The organism is Pigmentiphaga sp. GD03639, from assembly GCF_029845405.1.
GTDB lineage: Bacteria > Pseudomonadota > Gammaproteobacteria > Burkholderiales > Burkholderiaceae_B > Pigmentiphaga > Pigmentiphaga daeguensis.
Map to the genome: position 1 here is coordinate 73,327 of NZ_JAOCLR010000002.1, position 23,928 is coordinate 97,254.

The following is a 23,928-nucleotide window of genomic DNA, read 5'->3' on the forward strand; positions in this document are numbered from 1 at the left end:
GTGGCGCAGGCCGCCGCGGTCGCAGATTGTGACGCCCAGATGACCTGTCATCATTTTCGAGGGCGGCGAGCTCTACCATGTCGAAAATTTTCCGTCATGGCTCGCTTTCCGTCCTCATGCTAGAACAAGAACTCAAGTTTTCCGTCCCCTGGGCCGCGCGCAAGGCCGTCGCCGGCCAGTTCGCTTCCCTGTCATCCGCGCCCCGCACGCGCCTGCGCGCGATGTACTTCGACACTCCCGACAGGCAACTGGCCCGCCAGCGCGCGGCGATCCGGCTGCGCCAGGAGGGCCGGAGGTGGGTGCAGACCTTCAAGATGGCCGGCGCCGATGCCCTGTCGCGCGTCGAATTGAACCATCCCAGTCCCGGCCGCGCGCTGGACCTTTCCGTCTATGCCGGCACGCCGGCGGAAGCGGTGCTGGCCGGCCTGGGTGCCGAGCTGGGGGTGCGCTACGAGACCGACGTCTGGCGCAAGGCGGCCGCCGTGCGCACCCGCGCGGGTACGGTGGAAGTGGCGTACGACGAGGGCGCGATCCGGGCGCAGGGGCTGGAGCTGCCGGTATGCGAGCTGGAGTTCGAGCTGGTATCCGGGCGGCCCCAGGCGCTGTTCGTCGTGGCCGGCCGCTGGCTGGCCCGGCATGGCCTGGTGCTGGACCTGCGCAGCAAGGCCGAGCGCGGCGACGGGCTGGCCAACGCCGCGGCCCGCATCGCCGCCGCGCCGCTGGATGAACGGCCCCAGGTCAGGGAGGCGGAGATCGCCGCGTTCTGGTCGCCGCGCTTGGCCGCGGGGATAGCCCTGGGCCAGGACGAGACGCCCGACGAGGCGTTGGCCGCGATGACCGCCGAATGCTTCGAACAGATCGCCCGCAACGCGGCGCCGCTGGCCGCCGCCGACGCGCCTCCCGGGGTTCGTCTGGGCGGCGCCGAGCACGTGCACCAGTTGCGCGTCGGCATGCGCCGGCTGCGCTCGGCCTGGAAGCTGCTCGATGGCCATGCGGAGTTGCCTCCGGCTGCCTTGCAGGACGGCGCGCGCAGGCATTTCGCCGAGTTCGGCCGGGTCCGCGACCAGGACGTGATGGGCGGCGAGGTCCTGTCCGCCCTGGTCGACGCCGGCATGCCGCCCCTGCCGTGGCAGCCGGCGGCCGGGACGGATGCGGCCGCCCTGGCGTCGTCCGTGGATTTCCAGTCGTGGCTGCTGGGCCTGCTGGCCTGGAACGTGGGGATACGCGAGCCGGCCACCCGCTTGCCCCCGGCCGGCGGGCTGCCGGAGCCCCCGCCGGCCGTGGCGCCGGAACCCGCGCGCGCCGTCCGCCTGGCTCGCGCCGTCACGCGGCGCCTGCGGAAGTGGCACGGCCGGCTGGTCCGCGAGGGACGGCATTTCGTGCGCCTGGAGGACGAGCGCCGCCATGCGCTGCGCAAGCTGGCCAAGCGCCTGCGCTACGGGCTCGCCCTGTCAGCGCCCCTGTACCGCGCCGGGCGCGTGCGCGCCTATCGCAAGAAGCTCGCGGCGCTGCAGGACATCCTGGGCGAGATCAACGACCTGGTCGTGGCGCGTACGCACTATGCCGGACTGGCCGACGCGCATTCGCAGGCCTGGTTCGCGCTGGGATGGATCGCCGCCCGGCTGCGCGAGCTGGAGGTGCAGGCCGAGGCGGCCTTCGGCGCGCTGGCCGAGGTCAGGCTTCCCTGGAAGCCCCGGCGGTGAAGGCGCGGGGCCTCAGCCCCGCGTGGAACCAGGACACCAGGGTATAGGCGTCGAACACCGGCAGCCCCAGATCGGCCTCCACCGCCGCCGAATGGACCGGGAAGTTCGCGCATTCGCTGACGATGGCGCCGACCTCGGGATGCCGGTCGACCAGCCGACGGGCCGCCGCGACCACCTCGCGTTCGTGCGCCGCGACGTCGAACGTCGTCCGGTTTTCCAGCAGGTCGCGCTTGAACAGCGAGTCCGGCGGCAATCCTTCGATGGGGGGCATGCCGGCCACGCCCATGCCCCGGAAGTGGGCGGGAGTCAAGGCTTCGGCCACGGGCGTCAGCACGCCAACGGTCCTGCCGGCGCTCGAGCGGGCGCTGGCTGCGGCGGGGCCGTCCCTGCTGGAACTGGTCCTGCCCGCCACCGTGGGGAAGCCGCAATGAGCCGGTCCGTCATCGTCGTGGGCGCCGGCATTGCCGGCCTGACCGCCGCTTTCCGCCTGCAGCAGCGGGGCTTCCAGGTAAAGGTGCTCGAGGCGGGCGACCAGCCTGGCGGGCGTGTGGCGCAGGGTCGGGCGGGGCCGATTCCGTACAACACGGGCGCCCGGCTGCTCTATCCCTTCGGCAGTGAACTGCAGGCCCTGATCGACGAGCTGGGCCTGCGCGATACCCTGGTTCCGCTCAGGAATCTCGGTGCAGATTGCCGCACGGACGACGCGACATACCGGGTAGACCTGATGCCGGGCTTCGCGGCACTGCGCACACTCGGACTGGGGTGGCGCGACCGGGCGGGGCTGCTGCGCTCGGGGCTGCACCTGGCCTGGCTGCGCGGACGCACCGATCCCGATCATGCGGCGTCGGCGCTGGCCTACGACGACGTAACGCTTGCGGACTACATCCGGAAGGTGGCCGGTCCGCGCGTGCTGGAGCGCCTGGTCGAGCCCGTGTTCCGGGGGACGCGCAGCTGGAATCCGGAGGACATCTCCGCCTCGTTCTACCTGAGCACCACCCCCAGCCTGCTGGGCCGCGATACGGTCCACGTGCCGCGGGGAGGCATGGGACGGCTGACCGCCGCGCTGGCGGAGAAGCTCGCCATCGAGTACGGAGCCCAGGTGACCGGCATCATGCGCGCGGCCCCGGCGGCTTCCGTCGTCAGGTATCGCCAGGGCGACGGCGAACTCGAGGCCGCGGCGGATATCGTCGTCTGCGCGACCCAAGGGCAATACGCGGGAAAGCTGGTTTCCGGGCAATCGGACGAGGAGCGCGCGCTGCTGGACGCCGTGCGCTACAACAGCCTGGGCATCGTCCACTATGCGTTGCGCGGCGAGCTTGCGCCCGCCCTCGAGTTCTCGCTGCGCAGCCGGTCGACCCGCATCGCGACCTGGCAGCAGATGGCGGCGCCCGCCGATGCCGGCGAGGCCAAGTCCATCCTCTACTGCCAGCTGACGCCGGAAGCTGTGCGGGAGGCCCAGGAGCAGGGTTGCACCGACGATGTCGACCGTCTCTTGCGCGCCGAGATACGCGCCCGCATACCGGGCTTCGATCGGCGCCTGGTCTACCGATACAACCAGTGGATCGCTTGCAAGCTGCCCGTCTTCTATCCGGGATATGGCCGCAAGGTCGCGCGGTTCCTGGCCTGGCAGGGCGCCGATCGTCGCGGCGTCTATTACTGCGGCGACTACCTGGCGCAATCGCTGGTGAATGGCGCCTGCCGCAGCGGCGCCGAGGCGGCCGCCGCCATCGCGCGGCATTGGCGATAAGGTGCGGCTATCCGGCACTGGCGGCGGTGGACAGCTGGGTTGGCCTGCTTGCGCCCGCGGGCATGGATACCCAGGCCAGGGCCAAACTGGATGCGCACCTGAACCACATCCTGCGCGATCCGGCTTTCGTCAGGCAACTGAACGAGCGAGGGTTTGACGTGCCCGCTGTCGATGCCGCGGCGTTGGCAGGGCTGGTCAAGGAAGAGCGCGGCCTGTATCGCCAGGTGATCGACAAGGCGAACATCCGGCTCGATTGAGCCGGATGCCGGCTTCGGCCCGGATCAGGCCAGCACTTTGGCCATGGACGCGGCCACGTAGTCCAGGTTGGCCTCGAACAGTCCGGCCACGCACATGCGGCCGGACTGGATCAGGTAGACGCCGAACTCGTCGCGCAGGCGATCGACCTGCGCCGGGTTCAGTCCGGTGTAGCTGAACATGCCGCGCTGGTTGACGAAGTAATCCACGTCCAGGTCCGGACGCAGGGCGTGCAGCCGGTCGCGCAGGCCCTTGCGCATGGCATGGATGCGCGTGCGCATCTGCGCCACTTCGCCCTTCCATTCCTCGCGCAGCGCAGGGTCGTTCAGCAGGGTGCTGACCACCCGGCTGCCGAACAGCGCGGGGCTGGAGTAGTTCTTGCGCACCGTGGCCTGGAGTTGGCCCAGCACGCGGCTCGCCTCGTCGGCGGTGGGGCAGACCACCGAGAGTCCGCCCACGCGTTCGCCGTACAGCGACATGTTCTTCGAGAACGAGTTGCCCACCAGCATGGCGATGCCGCGGTTGGCCACTTCGCGCACGACCCAGGCATCCTCTTCCAGCCCATCGCCGAAGCCCTGGTAGGCCATGTCGAAGAACGGGATGGCGTTGCGGGCGACCAGCACGTCGATGATCTTGAGCCACTGCTCGCGCGACGGGTCGATACCCGTCGGGTTATGGCAGCAGGGCTGGAGCAGCACGATGCTGCGCTCGGGCAGCGTTCCGAACGTGGCCAGCATCTCGTCGAAGCGGATGCCGTTGGTGGCCGCGTCGTAGTACGGGAAGGCATGCATGGGGAAACCCGCGCCGCCCAGGATGTTGTAGTGGTTCTCCCAGGTGGGATCGCTGATCCAGATCTCGCTGCCCGGGAAATGTGCCTTCAGGAAATCGGCGCCCACCTTGAGCGCACCCGAGCCGCCCAGGGTATGGATGGTCGCCACCCGGCCCTCGGCCACGGCGCGGTGGCCGGCGCCCAGCACGGTTTCCTGGATCGCCTTGCGGTACTGGGCATCGCCTTCCATCGGCAGGTAGACCGCGGGCACCGAGGTGTCGATGCGGTCGCGGGCCTGGCTCACGCTGCCGAGCACGGGCACCTTGCCGGCGCCGTCGTAGTAGAAGCCGATGCTGAGATTGACCTTGTGCTCGCGCGGGTCTTTCAGGAAGGTCTGCACCAGCGACAGGATTGGATCGCCGGCATAGCGGGGAACGTGCTCGAACATGGAACGATTTTCCTTGGAACTATCGATCGATTATAGAGCGGCGCCTTTCAAGCGCCGCTCTACCCAGGGCACAGCGGATCCGGCTCCGCCGGTCCGCCAGTGCCGCCCCCTGGGAGGCGCGCGTCAGCGCGTAGGGGGGGTTACAAATTCGTTCTCATCTGCCAGAGCTCGGGGAACAGCACGACCTCCAGCATCTTGCGCAGGTAGCTGACCCCGGCCGTGCCGCCGGTCCCGCGCTTGAAGCCGATCACGCGCTCCACCGTCGTCACGTGGCGGAAGCGCCATTGGCGGAAGGCGTCTTCCAGGTCCACGAGTTTCTCCGCCAGCGCATACAGGTCCCAGCAGGCATCCGGATCGGCGTAGACCTTCAGCCAGGCCGCCTCGACCGAGGCGTCGTATTGCGTGGGCAGGGTCCAGTCCCGCGCGAGGCGCTCCGGCGCGATGGCGAAGCCGCGCCGCGCCATCAGCATCAGCGCCTCGTCGTACAGCGAGGGGGCTTCCAGCGCCGCTTCCACCAGTGCCTTGCGCTCGGGGTGATGCGCATGCGGCGCCACCATCGCGGCATTCTTGTTGCCCAGCACGAACTCGATCTGCCGGTACTGGAACGACTGGAAGCCGGACGAGCTGCCCAGGTATTGGCGGAACTTGGTGTATTCCGACGGCGTCATCGTCGACAGCACCGTCCAGGCATGGACCAGCTGCTCCATGATGCGCGAGACGCGCGCCAGCATCTTCAGGGCCGGCTCCACCTCGCTGCGCTGGATGCAGGCGCGGGCCGCGAACAGCTCGTGCAGCATCAGCTTCATCCAAAGTTCGCTGGTCTGGTGCTGGATGATGAACAGCATCTCGTTGTGGTCGGGCGACAGCGGATGCTGGGCGCCCAGCAACTGGTCTAGGCCGAGGTAATCGCCATAGCTCATTGACTTGGAGAAGTCCATCTGCGCGTTGTGCCACGAGGCGGGGGATGCGTCGGTGTCTTGCCGGGAGGCAGTCATGGAGGAACGTCCTGGACGATGGGTCGTTGAAACGGGATGGGAGGATCAGCGCAGCGGCCGCAGCACCGCGCGCACGGGACTCGCGTCCAGCGTGGCGAAGCGCAGCGGCAGGGCGATCAGTTCGTAGTCGCCTTCGGGCGCCTGATCCAGCACCAGACCCTCGAGGATCGCCATGCCCGCGGCATGCACCGCGCGGTGCGCGTCCATGGTCTTGGATTCCTGCGGGTCGATCGAGGGGGTGTCGATGCCGACCAGCCGCACGCCATGCCGCGCAAGCAGCGCGATGGCGGCAGGCGCGATCGCGCAAAAGCCGCTGTCCCAGCGCTCGACCGGATTGCGGGCATAGGTGCGCAGGAGCACGCGCGGCGGCACATCGGCCAGCGCGTGTTCGATGTGGCGTGGTTCCACCAGCGGACCGGCGCCCAGGCAGTGGATGACACGGGCAGGGCCGAGGTAGGTATCGAGCGGCACGGCGCCGATGGGCATGCCATCGCGCGCGTAGTGCAGCGGCGCGTCGGCATGGGCGCCGGTGTGGGGCGACAGTGTCACGCGCCCGACGTTGACGGGACAGGCGCCTTCCATGCGCCAGACCTCGGCTTGCTGGAACGGGGTGTCGCCCGGCCAGACCGGGGTCGCGGGGGAAAGCGGGGGGCTGATGTCTATCAGGGGCATGGCGTCGCGGCTAGGGGGCGGCGTGCGCGGGCCGCAACGCCGTGTATTCAAGCGGAATCTTATCGAAGCGGCCGTCGAATGTGCTGGCATTTTCGACGCCCGTGCAAGGCTGAATTCAAATAAAATTCGAAATTCGAAAAGAAAGTTGAAATTTAATGCGAATAAAATTGGACCGCCTCGACATGCGCATCGTCGAGTGCCTGCAACGCGACGGCCGCATCAGCAACCAGGACCTGGCGGCCCAGGTCTCGCTGTCGCCATCGGCCTGCCTGCGGCGCGTGAAACTGCTGGAGGAAGCGGGCATCATCCAGGGCTACAGCTGCGTGCTGGACTACGCCAAGCTGGGCCTGGAAGTGGAGGCCGTGGTGCACGTGTCCATGCGCCACGAGGTGGAGGGGTGGCACGAAGCCTTCGTGGCCGCCATCAAGGACTGGCCGGAAGTGCTGTCCGCCCGCATCGTCACGGGCGGGGCCAACTACATGCTGGTGGTCAGGGCGCGGGACGTCAGCCACTACTCCGACTTCATCGTCAACCGCCTGTATCGCGCGCCCGGCGTGCGCGACATCGAGTCCAACATCGTGCTGGGCTACATCAAGCGCTCGGCCTCGCCCTTCGAGGTGCTGGACCGGGAGTGATCCCCGCTACTTGTTGACCACCCCGAACGCCACGATCTCCACCTTCATGCCCGGCACGACCAGGGCGGCGACGGCCGCGCTGGAGCGGCTGGGGTAGGGCGCGGTGAAGAACTCGCGGTAGACCGCGTCGATGGCCTTCATGTCGTTGACGTCGGTCATGTAGATCAGCACCTGCGTGACGTCGTCCAGCGTGCCGCCCGCGGCCTCGACCGCCGATTGCAGGTTGCGGAAGGTCAGGCGGGCCTGGTCCTCGATCGGGCCGGTGTCGATGCTGCCGTCCTTGCGCACCGGACCTTGCGAGGTGAACAGGATCCCGCCGCTGCGCACCGCCCAGGAAAAAGGCTGGCCCACATCGGGCAGGCCGACGTCGATGACTTCTTTCATGCTGTTGCTCGCTTTCTGACGGAAAGCGCAGATGCTCCCATGAAACGGGAGGCTTGCCCAGGGTGGGGTGCTGCGTGATACCCCCCATCAACCAAAGTTAATTGTCCCGATGGCGTCGCCTGCAGATAATTTCTTCGACTCTGGAACGAAGGAATGTCATGAGCGACGTGGTACGCGAGTATGGCAATGGTGCGGTGCTGGGCGTGGCGGTTCCGCAGGCGAATCCCGTGGTCGAGCCCGAACTGGCGGCCCTGCTGCCTGCCGGATTCTCGATGCTCGTCACTCGTCTGCAAGGCAGCCGCACGGATTCGCGCCAGCGGCTGATCGATTACCTGATCAATCTGCCGTCCAGCCTGGAGAGCTACGACAGCGCCAGGCTGGATGTGCTGGGCTATGCCTGCACCGGTAGCTCGTATTTGGTGGGCGCGGATGAGGAGCGGCGGGCGCTGGATGCTGCATCGGCGCGCTTCGGCTATCCCGTCATTTCCTCGGCGCAGGCGCTGCGGCGGGCCCTGGATCACCTCGGCGCAAGGCGGGTCGCCCTTTTCGCGCCTTATCCGCCGTTCCTGGTCGAGGCCAGCAAACGCTATTGGGAAGCCGCGGGCCTGGACGTCGTCGATTGTGCCTCGGTGTCGCTGGACACCAGCGACACGCGCGATATCTACGGCATCACGACTCCCCTGGTGATGTCTTCGTTCAGCCGGCTGCGCTGGCAGGATGCCGACGCCATCATGTTCACGGGGACCGGCATGCCGACGCTCAGGGCCCTGGTCGAAGTCTCGTCCACGACAGGCAAGCCTGTCGTGTCTTCCAACCTGTGCCTGGCCTGGGCCATGGTGAGGGAGGCCGGCGGCGAGGCCTACCTGGCCCCGGAGCGTGTGGGCGAGCCGCTCTATGGCGGATGGGCAGGCCGGATTCCCGTCTAGTTTTCACGGCGCGGCGGCGACCGCGCAATCTCAGGAGAATCACATGAACGCTTCCAGACAAGCGTGGCGACGTCACGCCCGTATCATGCTGGCTTGGGCACTGTCCGCGGCCGTGTTGTCCACGGCCTGGGCGGCCGACTATCCCAGCCGTCCCGTCACGCTGATCGTGCCGTTCGCGGCGGGCGGGCCCACCGATGTCACCGCCCGCATCTTCGCGCGGGCCATTGCCCCGGAGCTGGGCCAGACCGTCGTGGTGGACAACCGGCCGGGCGCTGGCGGCACCTTGGGAGGTGGTCAGGCGGCCCGCGCGGTGGCCGACGGCTACACGCTGCTGTGGGGCGGCACCAGCACACTGGCGGTCGCGCCATCGCTGTATGCCTCGCTGCCCTACGACCCGCTTGCTTCTTTCCAGCCGGTCAGCCGGGCCGTGCGCGGGCCGTTGGTATTGGCGGTCAACAGCAAGCTGCCCGTGCGGACGGTCGCGGACGTCGTGGCATTGGCCAAGGCCAGGCCGGGCAGGCTGAGCTTCGGCTCCGCGGGCGTGGGATCGATCATCCACCTGACCGGCGAGCTGTTCAAGGCGCGCGCCGGAATCGACATGATCCATATCCCCTACAAGGGCAACGCGCAAGTGCTGACGGACCTGACCGGCGATCACCTGGACATGGCGTTCATCGCGCTGGGACACATGCTGCCTCACATGCAGGACGGGGGCTTGCGCCCCATCGCCATTTCCAGCCTGGAGCGCAATCCGCTGGTTCCCGATCTGCCGACTTTTGCCGAGAGCGGATATCCCGGGTTCGAGTCGCTCGAATGGTTCGGGCTGGTGGCCCCCAAGGGGATTCCCGCGGGTGTGCTGGCCAAGTTGAATACTGCGTTCCGCCACGCCAGTCAGCAGCCGTCGGTGCGGGCGGAAATCGCCAGGCTCGGCTATATGCCCGTGGACGAGACGCCGGACCAGTTTTCGGCGGCGGTGGTAGCCGAAGGCAGGAAGTGGAAGCAGGTGGTGACGGACGCAAAGGTTTCGGTGGAGTGACTGTATGACTGAAGAAGTGTTGTCCACCCCGGTGGCGATCGTCGGTGCCGGTCCGGTGGGCTTGTCCCTGGCGTTGGATCTCGCGTGGCGGGGTATCGACGCGATGGTGCTGGAAAAGGAAGACGGGCACGTGACCCATCCGCGAGCGGGGTTCGTTTCCGTGCGGACCATGGAGCTATTCCGGCGCTGGGGAATCGCGCAAGCTGTCCGGGAAAGCGGGTTTCCCGGCGATTTCGCGCTCTCCATCGAGTTCTGCACCAGCCTGGCCGGCCATACGCTGGCCAGGGACGAGTATCCCGCGCTGGCAGCCATGCCGCTGCCCGAGTGGTCGCCGGAGAAGAAGCAACGCTGCCCGCAGCACTGGCTCGATCCGGTCTTGAAGAGGGCGCTGCGGGACAGCGGCCGCGGCACGATCCGGGTCGAGACGCGGGTCGACGGCTTCGAGCAGGATGCGGAACACGTCCTGATCCGCGCCACGGACCTGCGCCGGAACGCGCCCCTGGCTATCCGGGCCGACTATCTGGTCGGATGCGATGGCGCGGGCAGCACGATCCGGACCGGTCTCGGCATCGAGATGGAAGGCCGGGGCCACCTGAACTATTCGATGAGCGTGCTGTTCTCCTGCCCGGGGCTGCTGGAGCAGTGCGGTAAGCAGGCCGCCGAGCGGTTCCTGTTGATCGGGCCGGAGGGAACCTGGGGCAACGTCACGGTGATCGATGGGCGCGATGTGTGGCGGCTGACCGTGTATGGCACGGCGGCGAAGTTCGACATGGAAGCCTTCGACGCCAGAGCCTGGGTGCAGCGCGCGCTGGGCACGGACCGGATCGCGTTCGAGGTGGTGTCCATCCTGCCGTGGAAGCGGGCCGAACTGGTGGCCGGGAGCTACGGGCGGGGACGGGTGCTGCTGGCCGGCGATGCCGTGCACACGATGTCGCCCACCGGCGGCATGGGCATGAACACGGGCCTGGGCGACGTGGCGGACCTGGGGTGGAAGCTGCAGGCGATGATCGAGGGGTGGGGCGGGCCAGCCCTGCTGCCGGCCTACACGCAGGAGCGCCAGCCGGTAGCGGTGCGCAATGCCGCCTACTCGACGCACAACTACAAGACCTGGGTGTCGCCGCCCCGCTGCGAGTACCTGCTGGAGGACACGGCGCAGGCGGAGGCGGCGCGCCGCGAGATCGGCGAGCAGATGAAGCGCGCCACGCAGTACGAGTGGCAGTCGTGGGGGTTGCAGATGGGATACCGCTACGACGAATCGCCGCTGTGCGTGGCGGACGGCACGCCGCCGGTTCCCGACGAATACTCGCGCTACGAGCAGACCGCACGCCCGGGGGCGCGCGCGCCGCACGCCTGGCTTGAACCGGGGCGGTCGACACTCGATCTTTTTGGCAGGGGATTCACGCTGCTGGCATTCGGCGACGGGGCCATGGCCGAGGCGGCCCGGTTCGTGCGCGAAGCGGATCGCAGGGGGATGCCGCTGGCGGTGCACCGGATCGAATCCGGGCAAGCGGCCCGGGCGTATGGCGCGCCCTTGGTGCTGGTGCGCCCCGATGGCCACGTGGCGTGGCGAGGTGCCGAGGCCCGCGACGCGGCCCGGATCGTCGATATCGTGCGCGGTGCGCGTTGAGGAGGAAAGCGACATGTCGGAAATATGGGACCAGCTCATCCCCGAACGAGACCGGGCCGCTTCCCGCTTGGCCGGGTTTGGCCGGCCGTCGGGCCTGGGCCGACGGCCGGCGCTGTTGATCATCGACGTGCAATACCGCACGGCCGGGACGAGGCCGATGCCGTTCGAGCAGGCCGTGCAGGAGTTCGCCACTTCCTGCGGTGATACGGCGTGGCGGGCCATCGAGCACATCGCCGAATTGCTGGCGCTGTTTCGCGCGAGGAACTGGCCGGTGCTGTATCCCCACGTCGCGCCCAAGTTCGGCTTTGACCAGGGCCGGTTGACGGAGAAGGTGCCGACCATGATGCAGATCCCGGCCAAGGGCTACGAGTTCGTGGCGTCCATCGCGCCTCGTCCGGGCGACGTGTTGCTGCCCAAGAAACATCCCAGTGCGTTCTTCGGCACTCCGCTGGCCAGCTACCTGGTCAATACCGGTGCCGACACCCTGGTGGTGACGGGTTGCGCGACGTCGGGCTGCGTGCGCAGCAGCGTGGTGGACGCGTTTTCCTACAACTATCGAGTCGCCGTGCCTTCGGACGCGGTTTACGACCGGAACCAGGCCTCGCATGCCGTCAATCTTTACGACATGGCGGAGAAGTACGCGGACGTGATGGATACCAGGACACTGCTGGCGGCGCTCGAAGGCTTGGCGCCGGCGGTGGCAGAGGAGGATGGGAAGTGAAGAAATTCGAACACGGCAACGATCGCTACGATTACAGCGCCATCGTCACCCGGCCGGTCTACGACTGGCCGGAGGGGAAGCGGCTGGCGGTCTATTTCGCCCTCAACATCGAAGGCTTCGAGTTCGGGCGCAATCCCGGCAACGATTTCACCTCCATGCCTTCCGCCCCCTACCATCGCGGCTACGCCTATCGCGACTACGGCAATCGCGTGGGCGTATGGCGCATCCTGCGGGAGTTCGAATCGTTCGGATTTCCGTTGGCCGTGCTGGCCAACGGATCGGTCTACGACGTCTGCCCGGAGGTACTGGAGGCATGCCGGCAGCGTGGCGACGAGATGGTCGGACACGGGCGTACGAACTCCGAGCGCCAGGCCGACATGGCGCCGGACGCCGAGCGGACCATGCTGGGCGAGGTCAAGTCGCTGTTCGAGCGGCATGAGGGCAAGGCGCCGGCCGGATGGCTGGGACCGTTCATCTCGCAGAGCCCGAACACGCCGGAACTGCTCAAGGAACTGGGATGGAAATACATGCTCGACTGGTGGTTCGACGACCAGCCCATGTGGTTCCGCACCAAGCACGGCCCCATTCTCGCGGTGCCCTATCCGTCGATGGAACTCAACGATCTGCCCGCCTACGTGAACCGGGGAGCGAGCGACGAGGAGTTCACGCGCATGGCCATCGATGCGTTCGACGAACAGCTCCAGGAATCGGCGCAATACCCGATGGTATATTGCCTGTCGCTGCATACGTTCCTGACCGGACAGCCCCATCGCATCAGGCAATTGCGGCGGATCCTGTCCCATATCGCCTCGCAGCGCCACCGGGTATGGCTGACGACGCCCGGAGCGATCGCCGAGCACGTCGCGAGCCTGCCGCCGGGTGTCGTTCCCAGCCGCTGAACGGGATGCCCGGGCCCCAAGCGCGCATCACTCCCTGTCCGGGTGCCCAGCATGGACATACGCCAGATACGCTGCTTCGTCGCGCTTTATGAAGAGGGCAGCATCACGCGCGCAGCCCGCCGGCTGCACGTCGTCCAGCCCGCGATCAGCCAGCAGATCAAGCGGCTGGAGGCATATCACGATGTGCAACTGTTCAGCCGGGACCCGCATGGCGTGACGCCCTATCCCCTGGCGCACGAGTTCTACCGGCATTGCATCCGCGTGCTGACGGAACTCGAACGCGCGGGAGCGGTATTGGCGAGCGGCGCGGACCGGTTCAGCGGCAAGATCCGGATCGGCGCCCAGGCGTCGTTTCACCAGTTCGTGATGGCGCGGGCGCTGGAGGCGTTCCGCGAGCGCCATCCGGCGGTCGAATTCTTGTCCCGCGACGGGTACCGCAGCGACCTGATCAGTTGGCTGATCTCCGGCGACCTGGAGTGCGCGCTGCTCAGCACGACGCAGGACCTGCTCAACATGCAGACCCGGGATATTTCCACCGAAGCCCTGGTGGTGGTCGGTCATCGGAGTACCCTCGCGGACCGGGACCACGTGCGGGGAAATGAATTGGCCGGGTTCCAGCTGGTGCTGCCGTCGCGCTACAAGTCCATGCGCAACCTGATCGACGCCCAGTTCGGCCTGCAAGGACTGGTCTTGCGGCCGCAATTGGAAATCGACTCCTTGCAGAGCCTGTTGCACGTCACGCTCAGGCCGGGGTGGCTGTCCATCATTCCGCCCATGGCCTTGTCGTCGGAGTTGTTCGGGGGAGCCCTGCGCAGCGTGGCCCTGGTCGAGCCGGTCATCAGGCGCAAGGTGGTCGTGGCCTGGCAGCGCCACAAGACGCTCTCCGCACCGGTTCACGGGTTCATCGATATCCTGTCGGAGATCCTGGCGGGTATCCCGGGGGTGGAGATTCCAGGCAGGGACGCCGAGGCGCGGGATTGATCGTGGCCGGTCAGGACGAAGCCGGACCGGAGCCCAGCGCCGCCTCGACATCCGGTCCGATCGATTCCGGCTTGTCCGTGGGCGCGTAGCGGGCGATGGGCACGCCGGTTCGATCGACCAGGAACTTGGTGAAGTTCCACTTGATGGCGCCGGTGCCCAGCAGGCCGGGCTTGGCGCTTTTCAGCCAGCGGTAGAGCGGATGGGCCCCGTCGCCATTGACGTCGATCTTGGCGAACATCGGGAAGGTCACGTCGTAGTTGAGCTTGCAGAAGTCCCGGATGCTTTCGTTGCTGCCCGGCTCCTGGTGGCCGAACTGGTCGCAGGGGAAGCCCAGGATTTCCAGGCCGCGTTCGCGGTAGGCGCGGTACATGGCTTCCAGGCCCGCGTACTGGGGGGTGAATCCGCATTGCGAGGCCACGTTCACCACCAGCAGCACCTTGCCGCGAAAGCGCTCGAGCGGTACGTCGCGGCCTTCGATGTCCGTGGCGGAAAAATCGTAGATGGTCGTCATGGCGTGTCCCTGGGTGAGTGGCGGGGGCGCGCCCGGTTGGGGCGGCGCGCCGTTTCACCGCGCATCATCAGGCGCCTGCCGCCCCGCCGTCAACTCCGCTGGAAGCGCTGCCCTTCGCCAGGTCGCGCGCTCATTCGGGCTCGACGCCGGAGCGTTCGACCAATGCCTTCCACCGTTCCATGTCGGCGCGGATGCGCGTGCCCAGTTCTTCGGGGGAACTCAGGGCGACTTCCAGCCCCTGCTGGTGCAGCGATTCGCGGATTTCTGCCGAGGCAAGGGCCTGCCCGACGGCGCGGTGCAGACGCTCGACGACGGGCCGTGGAGTGCCGGCGGGAGCGAGCAGGCCTATCCAGGGCGCGAACGGGAAGTTGGCGTAGCCGGCTTCCTGCAAGGTGGGTATGGCGGGCGCCAGCGGCGAGCGGTGGTCGGCGATGACGGCGACGAGCCGCAGCTTGCCCGCCGCCACGTGGGGCAGCGCAACGTTCAGGGACAGCAGCGCGGCCTGCACCTGTCCGCCGATCAGGTCGGTGACGAGTCCCGACATGCCCTTGTAGGGGACGTGCAGCATGTCGATCCTGGCGGTCTGCTTGAACAGTTCCATCAGGAAGTAGTGCGGCGTCCCGAGCCCGGGCGAGGCATAGGACAGTCCGCCGGGACGCTTCTTGGCCAGTTCGACGAGTTCGGCCAGTGAGTGCGCGGGTAGCGAAGGCGTGACGGCCAGCGCCCACGTGCCGGTCGCGACCATGGCCACCGGCGCGAAGTCCTTTGAAGGCGAGAAGGTGACGCTTTTGTACAGGTACGGAAGCATGGTGATGGTGTCGGCGGTCGAGAGCAGGGTGTGCCCATCGGGAGGCGCCTTCGCCACGCCGGACGTTCCAATGGTGCCGCTTGCGCCGACGCGGTTCTCGACCACCACGGGCTGGCCCAGGACGCGCGCCATTTCCGGGGCCAGCTTGCGGGCGACGAAATCCCCTCCGGCGCCGGGGGTATAGGGTACGACGACGGTGACGGGCCGCGTGGGAAAGGTCTGTGCGCCCGCGCCACCCGTCAAGGCGGCCAGCGCGGCGGTGAGCATGATCCCGAAGCGTTTCATGTCAGGCCTCCTGGACGCTGGTGGCTGCCGCGGGCGCGGCCTTGTGCGCGAGGCCTATCAGCCCGGCGATGTTGTCATGGCAGATCTTGCGATGGGCGTCGGCGGGCAGCGCCAGGGACCGGATGGCGCGCAGTGTGTCGCGGATGAAGCCCGGGCCTCCTTCGGGATCGAACGGGCAGTCGCTGGCGAACACCACATGGTCGTTGCCGAAGAAGTCCAGTCCGCAGCGTATGGAGGAGGCCGAGCCGCCCACGGCCGTGTCGCCGTAGAACCGGCGGAAACAGTCGACGGGGCGGTCGCCGAGCATGTCCTTGATGTAGCCGAGGTCCTCGTCCGCGGTGCGTACGCCGATCTGGTCCCATAGCGTGCCGACGCGGCCTTCGAAGTAGGGAATCATGCCGCCCAGGTGATGAGTGATGATCTTCAGCGTGGGCAGGCGCGTCATCAGCCCCGAGAACACCAGGCGCGCCATCGCCACGCTGGTTTCATAGGGCCAGCCCAGCACCTGCCAGATCTCGAAGCGGGATTTGCCTTCCGTCGGATAGTCCGCGTAGCCGGCGCCGCGGTGGGGATGCATCCAGATCGGCACGTCGTGGTGGACGGCGCGCTCGAACAGGGGCAGGAAGCTCGGATGGTCCAGCGGCGCGCCGTGTATGTTGGTCTCGATCTGGATACCGGCGGCGCCCAGCTCGAGCACGGCGCGGTCGAATTCTTCCAGCGCCGCCTCGATGTCGTTCAAGGGCAGGCTCGCGACGAAGGCCGGGAAGTAGGCGCGGTGGCGGTCGACGATCTCGGCCAGGCCGTCGTTGCCCAGCCGGGCGAGGGCGGGCGAGGCCTCCGGCCCCAGGACGTTGTCGGCCGAGGGTTGGGACAGCGAGATCACCTGCCGGTAGTCGCCGAAGCCCTTCATCATCTCGATGCGGCGGGGCACGTCATGGAGCATGGGCACGGTGCCCAGGCGCTTGGCGATGTCGCGGTTGGTCGAAAGCCGCTCCACCTCGCGCAGGTAGGCGGGAGGCATGAGATGGGTGAATGCGTCGAGCACGGGCAGGTCGTCGTTCATCGGTGTCTCGCTGGTGATTGTCGTTGGAGGAACTGGCCGGCGCTCAGTCCGTGCGCGTGGCGTCGATGCCCTGGCGCAGCCGGCGTTGGGAAGGGCGGTCGGCCATGCTGTGGCGATCGCCCGCGGCGAAGACGTCGTCGTGCTGGAAGCCGTCGTAATGCTGGATCTCCCACCAGTTATGGTCGAGGTCTTCCAGGTAGAACGAGTACACGCCGTGCTGGCTCTTGACCGACAGGACCTGCCGGATCTCGTACTTTTCCTGGAGCGCCCTGGCGGCTTCCCAGGCAGCGTCGACTTGCGCCGGGGTGGCGACGTCCAGGCCCCAGTGGTTGAAGACGCTGACGGGCTTCAGGCGTTCTCCCACTTCCAGGCAGACGATGTGGAACTTCAGGCCGCAGCGGATGGACAGTCCGCGCGAGGCATGGTGCACGCATTCGAGTCCCAGGAATTCTTCATAGAAGCGCCTGGATTTCTCGATGTCATAGCACTCCAGGGTGCCATGGGACAGCACATAGGGCCTGACGACCGACCCGGCATGGGCCGGCGCCGGGATGATGCTTTCGATGTTCATGTCTGGTCTCCTCTCTTGTCGCGGATGCGTCAGGCGGCCGCGATGTCGTTGCGCAAAGTGCCGATGCCGGCGATCTCGACCTCGACCTGGTCGCCCGGGTGCATGAAGACCTGCGGGTCGCGGCCGAAGCCGACGCCGGCCGGGGTGCCGGTCAGCAGCACGTCGCCGGGCTGGAACCGGTACCACTGCGAGAAGTAGGCGATGGTCTCGGCGATGGGATGGATCAGGTCGCCGACGCTGGTCGATTGCATGACGCGGCCGTTGAGCCGGGTGACGAGCTGCAACGACGACGGATCGCCGACTGCGTCGCTCGTGGCCAGCACCGGCCCCATGGGAGTGAAGCAGGGGAACTGCTTGCCCATGATGTTGAGTTCCCAGCTCTGGCGTCCTTCGACCGGGGTGCGGGCGGCCTGGACGCCCGGCATCCAGTCGCGCGCCGAGACGTCGTTGGCCGCCATGTAGCCCGCGACGTGGTCGAGCGCCTGTGCCGGCCGCACGCGGTGGCAGGCGCGGCCGAAGACGACGGCCAGTTCGCCTTCGTAGTCGACCTGTTCGATGCCGGCGGGGATGGGAATGCGGGCGCCGGGGCCGGTCACGCTGTCAGGACTCTTGAGGAAGGCGGTCGGATGGGGCGGCGGGCCGCCCCCCATCTCGCGGACGTGGGCGCCGTAGGCGCGGCCCGCCGCAAGGATCAAACGGGGATCAGGCACCGGAGCCAGCAGCGGGGTCGCCGATGCATCGGTCAGGGCTCCCGTGCTGCGCAGCCGGTCCCGTTCGCTAGCGCCCAGCCCTTCCGCGCGGCGGACCAGGCGGCGCACGGCTTCCAGCCCTTCCGGGCCCGCCTGCAGGATGCCGCGCACGCTTGCGGGCAGCCAGGCCTCTATCGTGCCGGGGGCCGCCGCGCGGCCCAGGTGCAGGATCTCGCCGGATTCCAGCAGGGCGCCGGCAATCCCGCCGGGGGTCGCGTCGATCGTGACGAGCTTCATGGTGGACCTCGGGCAAGCAATGGCATCGGAACCACGGAGCAGTTCTCGACACGAGTCATGCCCACGCAGCGCATGCGAAGCATTGGATCACTAAATGGTAGTTTAAACAACCTTTTTGGCGCGACGAAGATCCTAGGGAATTCCCCGGGGGAAAAGGCGGGTCAGTGCGAGTCGGCCTTGAGCGTCGCGCGCTTGTTGACCCTGCGGGCCACCGTGATCTTGCGGTTGACCGGAGAAGAGGGCGAAGCGCCGGCGACCGCGTTCCGGTACACGGCGCGCAACGTCCGGAAGGTGGCTTCCACGTCGGCGTCGGGTATGTCGGCCAGCCACTGCTTTTGCAGGGTCTGCGTCAACGGAGAGAACTTGCGGACGATGGCCCGTCCCGCGGGGGTAATGGAGACGCTGGTCGCGCGCTTGTCGCCCGGTTGCGCCGAGCGCATGACGAAGCCGCGCTCTTCGGCCTGCGCCACGGTGCGCGACAGGTAGGACAGTTCGGCGCCGGTATGGCTGGCGAGTTCGCTCAGCGACTGGTGGTCGCGGTCGTTCAGCGTGGCCAGCACGCGCCAGACGGACAGCGGGATGTCGTCCGCCTTCAGCTCGTCGCCGAAGGTGGCGGCGATGATGTGGGCCGCGCGGTGCAGCAGGTATCCCAACGAATTCTCGAGGTGGTCGTTGGAATGGCCGGCGGGTTTCTTCATGAGTCGGATGCGGCGAACCCGGCGGCGCTGGCGCCGCCGGTGCAACGTGCGCTAGCGCACGAGCTGGTTGATCTCGATGATGGGCATCAACACCGCCAGTACGATCAGCAGCACGAAGCCGCCCATCAGCAGGATCATCAGCGGTTCGAGCAGTGCCGTCAACGCCATGGCGCGGCGCTCGACCTCGCGCGACAGCGTCTGCGCCGCGCGTTCGAGCAGCTCGGGCAGGGTGCCGGTCTTCTCGCCGCTGGCGGTCAGGTGCACCAGCAGGGGCGGAAAGGTCTTCTGTACCTGCAGCGCCGAGGCCAGCGATACGCCCTCGCGCACGCGAGACGTGGCGTCGTCCACGCTGGCCCGCAGGCGGTCGTTGCCCAGCGTCTGGCGCGACGCGTCCAGCGCCCGCAGCAGCGGTACCCCGCTGCCGGTCAGGATGGCCAGGGTGGAGGCGAAGCGGGCGGCGTCCAGGCCCAGGATGAAGCGGCCGGCCAGCGGCATCTTCAGCAACCGGGTGTGCCAGGCCAGTCGCGTGGCGGGCGCGCGCAACATCATGCGCCAGCCGGTCAGCGCGGCGGCAAGGACCAGGGCGACCAGCCATCCCCAGCTGCGGACGAAGTCGCTCAGGCTCAGCATGACGCGGGTCAGCATGGGCAGTTCCTGGCGTGCCTGCGAAAAGGCGCTGACGACCTGCGGCACGACGTAGCCCAGCAGGAAGATGACGATGCCGACCGATACCAGGGCGACCACCGCGGGATAGATGAAGGCGGTCAGGACCTTGATGCGCAGGGCGTTGCGTTCCTCGATGTAGTCGGCCAGCTTCTCCATGACGTGCGCCAGGTCGCCGGACTCCTCGCCCGCCGCCACCAGGGCGCGGTAGATGTCGGGAAAATCGCGCGGCCGGGTGGCCAGCGCGTCGGCCAGCCGGTGGCCCGCCCGCACGTCGGCGCGCACGGCGGCCAGGACCTCGGATACGTGTTTTTTCTCGGATTGTTCGGCCGTCGCGGTCAGCGCCGCGTCCAGCGGCAGGCGGGCCGCCAGCAGGCTGGCCAGTTGCCGCGTCGCCCAGGCCAGTTCCGAGTCGGACATGCGGGGGCCGAACCAGCCGCGGCTTGCGCCGCTGCTGCGCTGGGCGCCGGCCTCCTCCACGGCCAGGGGCGTCAGCCCCCGCGCCCGCAACTGGGCGCGCGCCGCGCGCGGGCTGTCGGCGTCGATCATCCCACGGTCGAGCTTGCCCAGTGCGTCGGCGGCTTCGAAGCGATACGAAGGCATGTCAGCCCTTCCTCCTACACATCCCGTGTTACCCGCACCACTTCTTCAGGCGAGGTCGTGCCCGAATCGATCCAGCGCTCGCCGTCCTGCCGCATGGTGCGCATGCCGGCCGCCTGGGCGGCATTGCGCAGTTCCTGCTCGCCCGCGCCTTCATGGATCAGTTGCCGCTGCGTGTCGTCCACGGTGTAGAGCTCGTGGATGCCGGTGCGGCCGACGTAGCCGGTATGGCTGCACGTGGCGCAGCCCACCGGCCGGTACACCGTGCGGCCGTCCGGCTCGGTGTGCGGCGCCTTGCAGTCGGGGCACAGGCGCCGCACGAGGCGCTGTGCCAGCACGCCCAGTAGCGAGGACGACAGCAGGAAGGGTTCCACGCCCATATCGGTCAGGCGGGTCACCGCGGACACGGAGTCGTTGGTGTGCAGCGTCGCCAGCACCAGGTGGCCGGTCAGCGAGGCCTGCACCGCGATCTGCGCGGTTTCCAGGTCGCGGATCTCGCCGATCATGATCACGTCCGGATCCTGGCGCAGGATGGCGCGCAGCGCGAGCGCGAAGCTCATGCTGATCTTGGAGTTGACCTGGGTCTGGCTGATGCCGGGCAGGTCGTACTCGATCGGATCTTCCACCGTCAGGATGTTGGTGGTGGAGGCATCGAGCCGGCCCAGCGCGGCGTACAGCGTGGTGGTCTTGCCGCTGCCGGTAGGGCCGGTGACCAGGACGATGCCGTGGGGCTGGTGGATGAGCCGGTCCAGCTGTTGCAGCAATCCGGCGTCCATGCCCAGGCGCGACAGCTCGAGCCGGCCCGCTTCCTTGTCCAGCAGGCGCAGCACCGCGCGTTCGCCGTGCCCGGTGGGCAGCGTGGATACCCGCACGTCGATGGGACGGCCCCCCACGCGCAGCGCGATGCGGCCATCCTGCGGCAGGCGCTTTTCCGAGATGTCGAGGTTGGCCATGATCTTGATGCGCGAGATCAATGCCGCGTGCAGCGCCTTGCGCGGGCTGACCACGTCGCGCAGCGTCCCGTCCACGCGGTAGCGCACCACCGAGTGGGTCTCGAAGGGCTCGATATGGATATCGCTCGCTCCGTCGCGCGCGGCCTGGGTGAACAGCGCGTTGATCATCCGGATGACGGGCGCGTCGTCCTGGGTTTCGAGCAGGTCTTCCACTTCGGGGATATCCTGCATCAGGCGCGCCAGGTCGATCTCGTTCTCGGCCGCGCCCACCACCGCGGCGGCGTCGCCGGTGTCGGCGTAGGCCGCGGTCAGGCGGGTTTCCAGTTCGGCGTCGGAAATCCGCGCGATGCGCACCGCGCCATGGCGGCGCTGGACCTCGGCGATGGCCCAGGCCGGCGTGCGCGGGCTGACCGTCAGCAGGTTGCCGTCGGGCCGCATGCTGAGCAGTGCCCGCTGGGCGCGGGCCCACGAATAAGGCAGCGGATTCATGGCCGCGTCACGATCTCGGCGGCATAGCCCAGGTCGCGCAGGGCCGCCAGTGTCGTGTCCACCGTGACGCGGTCGCGCGCCACGCGCATGCGCACGTCCCAGCGCTGCGCGTCGTCGTGGACCACGTAGGCGCTCATGCCGGCGTCGGCCACCCGGCGCGCCGCCAGCTGGGCTTCGCTTTCCGAGGGCGCGCCGAATACCTGGAGCACGATGGTCGGGTCGGTCGATTGCAGGGCGGAGACGTCGCGCGGAATGGTCGTGGGGGGCACGTTGCCCGCCCCGGCGCGGCCGCTCTGGACCGGATCGCCCACGCCCGGCACGCGCGGCGGCAGCTGGGGCGCCTGCATGTCGGGCAGCAGCCAGTGCGAGCCGGGCTGCGCCTGGGCCTGCTGCGCGCGCATGTATTCGTAGCGGTCGATCATCAGGCTGCTTTGCGAGCCGCCTTCGCGCACCACGTAGGGCCGCAGGAACACCATGAGGTTGGTCTTGGTGCGCTTGCGGTTGTCGTAGCGGAAGAGGTTGCCCAGCACGGGAATGTCGCCCAGCCCCGGCACCTTTTCCACGCTGCCGGTGACCTGGTCCTGGATCAGGCCGCCGATGACGATGATCTGGCCGTCGTCCACCAGCACGTTGGATTCGATGGCGCGCTTGTTGGTGATGATGCCCGCGCTGTTGGACTTGCTCTCGTCGACGCTGCTGACTTCCTGGTAGATGGTCATCTTCACCGTGCCGCCTTCGGATACCTGCGGCTTGACCTTGAGCGTCAGGCCCACGTCCTTGCGCTCGATGGTCTGGAAGGGGCTGACGGTGGACGTGCTGCCGGTCTGCGCGTACTGGCCGGTGATGAAGGGCACGTTCTGGCCGATGATGATGCTGGCCTGTTCGTTGTCCAGGGTCAGCAGATTGGGCGTGGAGAGGATGTTGCCGCCGGCCTGGGTTTCCAGGGCACGGGCCAGGAAGCCCAGGTTGGTGACCTGGCCGATGCCCGGGATGTTGACCGAGCCCTTGGCGATGCCGATGCTCAGGCCCTTGCCGATGGAGCCTATGTTCTGTGCCGCGCCGATGATGTTCGAACCCGTGCCGCCGAAGCTGGTGCCGCCCACCACGGCGGTGCCGTTGCCCGCGTTCAGGTTGCCCAGCCCGGTCAGCCACTGGATGCCGAACTCGGCGGCGGTCTCGGCCGAGACTTCGACGATCAGGCTTTCGACGAAGATCTGCGCGCGGCGCACGTCGAGCTGGTCGACGATCTCGCGCAGGCTGCGGTAAAGCGGCTCGGGCGCGGTGATGATGAGCGTGTTGGTGGTGGCGTCGGCCTGCACCGTCGCGCCGCCGCCCGTGAACACGGTCGAGCCGGCCTGGGTCGTGCCGCTGCCCAGGGTGCTGGAGCCGCCCAGCCCGGTCGCGCCGCCCAGGGCGCCGGACGTGCCCGAGGTATTGGAATTATTGCCGAGGGACGAGGTGTTGTTGCCCGAGAGGCCGGTCGAGCCGCCCAGGCCCGTGCCGAGGCCGCCGCTCATCCCGCCGCCCAGGCTGCCGGTACCGCCCATCGTGCCGGTGCCCGACTGCCCGGTCAGCACGCCGCGCAGCACTTCGGCCAGCTTGACCGCTTCGGCGTTGCGCAGGTAGACGACGTGCATGTTCGTGGCACGGGCGGCTGGGTTGTCCAGCTTGGCGATCAGGTCGCGCGCGAGCTTGTTGCGCGCCGGGCTGCTGGCCCGCAGCAGCACACTGTTCGTGCGCGGGTCCGCCACCGCGGTGATCCGCTGCGTGGCGTCGCCGCCGGTACCCGGGTCGAGCAGCTTGGTGACCAGCGCGGCCACGTCGGTGGCGATGCCGTACTTGATCTCGATCAGGTCCGTGGCGATGGCCGAGGGCGTATCGACGCTGGCGATGACGTTGGCGATGCGCTTGAGGTTGTCGGCGTAGTCGGTGATGACCAGCGTGTTGTTGCCCGGGTAGGCGTTGATCGGGTTGTTCGGCGCGATCATGGGCCGCAGCACGGGCACGAGATTGGTCGCGCTTTCGTAGTTGAGCTTGAACACCTGCGTGACGAGCTGGCCGCTGTTGGCGCCGGCGCCGCTGGTGACGGGACTGCCCTGCAGCTTGGCGTCGGCTTCCGGAACCACCTTGCTGACGCCATCCACTTCCACCACCGCGAAGCCCTGCATGCGCAGCGCGCCCAGCAGCATGCGATAGGCCGTGTCGCGGTTGACGGGGTTCTCGGAAACCAGTGTCAGCTGGCCCTTCACCCGCGGATCGACCAGGAAGGTCTTGCCGGTGAACTGCCCCAGCGCGCGTACCACCGCTTCCAGCTCGGTGTTGACGAAGTTGAGCACCACGCCGTCGGCCGCCGAGGCATTGGCGGGGCCTGCGGCGGCGGCCGCTCCGGCCGGCGGTACGGCCAGCGCCAGCATGGCCGAGGAGACCGCCGCGGCCAGCGTCCGGGCGAAGGGTGCCGGGGCCGGTCGGTTGCGGAAAGGGGCTTGGTTGAGCATAGGCATGA

25 protein-coding genes are annotated in these 23,928 nt (G+C 68.1%); 11 read left to right on the forward strand and 14 right to left on the reverse strand.

The genetic code is table 11. From position 1 onward, the window contains the following. Positions 1-116: 116 nt before the first annotated feature. Complete coding sequence (locus N5K27_RS02260; RefSeq protein ID WP_279814432.1) at positions 117-1,703, forward strand: CYTH and CHAD domain-containing protein; 1,587 nt, start codon at positions 117-119, stop codon at positions 1,701-1,703. On the opposite strand, the gene N5K27_RS02265 is transcribed toward N5K27_RS02260, so the two are convergent. Beyond that, positions 1,675-1,974, reverse strand: coding sequence for a hypothetical protein (locus tag N5K27_RS02265; protein WP_279814435.1), 300 nt, complete (start codon positions 1,972-1,974; stop codon positions 1,675-1,677). The genes N5K27_RS02260 and N5K27_RS02265 overlap by 29 nt on opposite strands. A 13-nt stretch (positions 1,975-1,987) precedes the next feature. Here N5K27_RS02265 and N5K27_RS02270 point away from each other — a divergent pair, with 13 nt between their 5' ends. From N5K27_RS02270 to N5K27_RS02280, 3 genes are read left to right on the forward strand one after another with little or no spacing between them, the layout of a single operon-like run. Beyond that, the gene (locus tag N5K27_RS02270) at positions 1,988-2,134 is read left to right on the forward strand and encodes a hypothetical protein (protein ID WP_279814438.1); all 147 of its coding nucleotides are present in this window, start codon (positions 1,988-1,990) and stop codon (positions 2,132-2,134) included. Beyond that, the gene (locus tag N5K27_RS02275) at positions 2,131-3,450 is read left to right on the forward strand and encodes an FAD-dependent oxidoreductase (RefSeq protein WP_279814440.1); all 1,320 of its coding nucleotides are present in this window, start codon (positions 2,131-2,133) and stop codon (positions 3,448-3,450) included. Before N5K27_RS02270 ends, N5K27_RS02275 begins: the two co-directional genes overlap by 4 nt. Continuing rightward, positions 3,441-3,707: a tripartite tricarboxylate transporter substrate-binding protein gene (locus N5K27_RS02280; RefSeq protein ID WP_279814442.1), complete on the forward strand. Its 267-nt coding sequence runs from the start codon at positions 3,441-3,443 to the stop codon at positions 3,705-3,707. Before N5K27_RS02275 ends, N5K27_RS02280 begins: the two co-directional genes overlap by 10 nt. A 24-nt stretch (positions 3,708-3,731) precedes the next feature. Here N5K27_RS02280 and N5K27_RS02285 read toward each other — a convergent pair whose 3' ends face one another. The 3 genes from N5K27_RS02285 to kynB form a co-directional block, all read right to left on the reverse strand. Further along, complete coding sequence (locus N5K27_RS02285) at positions 3,732-4,922, reverse strand: amino acid aminotransferase (RefSeq protein WP_279814444.1); 1,191 nt, start codon at positions 4,920-4,922, stop codon at positions 3,732-3,734. 140 nt (positions 4,923-5,062) lie between these two features. Beyond that, the gene (gene kynA, locus N5K27_RS02290; RefSeq protein WP_279814445.1) at positions 5,063-5,917 is read right to left on the reverse strand and encodes a tryptophan 2,3-dioxygenase; all 855 of its coding nucleotides are present in this window, start codon (positions 5,915-5,917) and stop codon (positions 5,063-5,065) included. 45 nt (positions 5,918-5,962) lie between these two features. Then, positions 5,963-6,589 carry an arylformamidase gene (kynB, locus tag N5K27_RS02295; RefSeq protein ID WP_279814446.1) on the reverse strand — a complete coding sequence of 209 codons (627 nt, stop codon included), beginning with the start codon at positions 6,587-6,589 and terminating at the stop codon, positions 5,963-5,965. A 161-nt stretch (positions 6,590-6,750) separates the two neighbouring features. Between kynB and N5K27_RS02300 the strand changes: the two genes are divergently transcribed. After that, the gene (locus N5K27_RS02300) at positions 6,751-7,224 is read left to right on the forward strand and encodes an Lrp/AsnC family transcriptional regulator (protein WP_087838498.1); all 474 of its coding nucleotides are present in this window, start codon (positions 6,751-6,753) and stop codon (positions 7,222-7,224) included. Positions 7,225-7,230: 6 nt separating this feature from the next. On the opposite strand, the gene N5K27_RS02305 is transcribed toward N5K27_RS02300, so the two are convergent. Then, on the reverse strand, positions 7,231-7,608 hold the full coding sequence (locus N5K27_RS02305) for a RidA family protein (protein ID WP_087779920.1): 378 nt from the start codon (positions 7,606-7,608) through the stop codon (positions 7,231-7,233). 158 nt (positions 7,609-7,766) lie between these two features. Here N5K27_RS02305 and N5K27_RS02310 point away from each other — a divergent pair, with 158 nt between their 5' ends. From N5K27_RS02310 to N5K27_RS02335, 6 genes are read left to right on the forward strand one after another with little or no spacing between them, the layout of a single operon-like run. Beyond that, positions 7,767-8,534 (forward strand): hypothetical protein, encoded by a 768-nt coding sequence (locus tag N5K27_RS02310; protein ID WP_279814453.1) that lies wholly within the window; start codon positions 7,767-7,769, stop codon positions 8,532-8,534. Between the two features lie 43 nt (positions 8,535-8,577). Further along, positions 8,578-9,570: a tripartite tricarboxylate transporter substrate binding protein gene (locus tag N5K27_RS02315; protein ID WP_279814455.1), complete on the forward strand. Its 993-nt coding sequence runs from the start codon at positions 8,578-8,580 to the stop codon at positions 9,568-9,570. A gap of 4 nt (positions 9,571-9,574) precedes the next feature. Continuing rightward, positions 9,575-11,197: an FAD-dependent monooxygenase gene (locus N5K27_RS02320; RefSeq protein ID WP_087838410.1), complete on the forward strand. Its 1,623-nt coding sequence runs from the start codon at positions 9,575-9,577 to the stop codon at positions 11,195-11,197. A gap of 13 nt (positions 11,198-11,210) precedes the next feature. Continuing rightward, positions 11,211-11,918 (forward strand): isochorismatase family protein, encoded by a 708-nt coding sequence (locus tag N5K27_RS02325; protein WP_087838409.1) that lies wholly within the window; start codon positions 11,211-11,213, stop codon positions 11,916-11,918. Then, complete coding sequence (locus tag N5K27_RS02330) at positions 11,915-12,817, forward strand: polysaccharide deacetylase family protein (protein WP_087838408.1); 903 nt, start codon at positions 11,915-11,917, stop codon at positions 12,815-12,817. Before N5K27_RS02325 ends, N5K27_RS02330 begins: the two co-directional genes overlap by 4 nt. A 51-nt stretch (positions 12,818-12,868) precedes the next feature. Next, positions 12,869-13,798 (forward strand): LysR family transcriptional regulator, encoded by a 930-nt coding sequence (locus tag N5K27_RS02335; RefSeq protein WP_087838407.1) that lies wholly within the window; start codon positions 12,869-12,871, stop codon positions 13,796-13,798. A 10-nt stretch (positions 13,799-13,808) separates the two neighbouring features. On the opposite strand, the gene N5K27_RS02340 is transcribed toward N5K27_RS02335, so the two are convergent. The 9 genes from N5K27_RS02340 to gspD all read right to left on the reverse strand — a co-directional run bounded on the left by N5K27_RS02340 (position 13,809) and on the right by gspD (position 23,926). Continuing rightward, positions 13,809-14,309, reverse strand: a complete 501-nt coding sequence (locus tag N5K27_RS02340; protein ID WP_279814460.1) for a glutathione peroxidase — start codon at positions 14,307-14,309, stop codon at positions 13,809-13,811. Between the two features lie 130 nt (positions 14,310-14,439). Next, positions 14,440-15,402: a tripartite tricarboxylate transporter substrate binding protein gene (locus tag N5K27_RS02345; RefSeq protein ID WP_087838405.1), complete on the reverse strand. Its 963-nt coding sequence runs from the start codon at positions 15,400-15,402 to the stop codon at positions 14,440-14,442. 1 nt (position 15,403) lies between these two features. Beyond that, entirely contained in the window at positions 15,404-16,465 is a 1,062-nt protein-coding gene (locus tag N5K27_RS02350) for an amidohydrolase family protein (protein WP_243724515.1), read from the reverse strand. Between the two features lie 43 nt (positions 16,466-16,508). Beyond that, positions 16,509-17,036, reverse strand: coding sequence for a VOC family protein (locus tag N5K27_RS02355; RefSeq protein WP_279814463.1), 528 nt, complete (start codon positions 17,034-17,036; stop codon positions 16,509-16,511). Between the two features lie 29 nt (positions 17,037-17,065). Continuing rightward, positions 17,066-18,022: a fumarylacetoacetate hydrolase family protein gene (locus N5K27_RS02360; protein ID WP_279814465.1), complete on the reverse strand. Its 957-nt coding sequence runs from the start codon at positions 18,020-18,022 to the stop codon at positions 17,066-17,068. Between the two features lie 161 nt (positions 18,023-18,183). Beyond that, entirely contained in the window at positions 18,184-18,720 is a 537-nt protein-coding gene (locus N5K27_RS02365) for a MarR family transcriptional regulator (RefSeq protein WP_087838402.1), read from the reverse strand. A 51-nt stretch (positions 18,721-18,771) separates the two neighbouring features. Continuing rightward, positions 18,772-19,986, reverse strand: coding sequence for a type II secretion system inner membrane protein GspF (gene gspF / locus N5K27_RS02370; protein WP_087838401.1), 1,215 nt, complete (start codon positions 19,984-19,986; stop codon positions 18,772-18,774). Positions 19,987-20,000: 14 nt separating this feature from the next. After that, complete coding sequence (gspE, locus tag N5K27_RS02375; RefSeq protein WP_279814469.1) at positions 20,001-21,425, reverse strand: type II secretion system ATPase GspE; 1,425 nt, start codon at positions 21,423-21,425, stop codon at positions 20,001-20,003. Further along, entirely contained in the window at positions 21,422-23,926 is a 2,505-nt protein-coding gene (gene gspD / locus N5K27_RS02380; RefSeq protein WP_243724516.1) for a type II secretion system secretin GspD, read from the reverse strand. The genes gspE and gspD overlap by 4 nt, the downstream gene beginning before the upstream one ends. Positions 23,927-23,928: the final 2 nt, after the last annotated feature.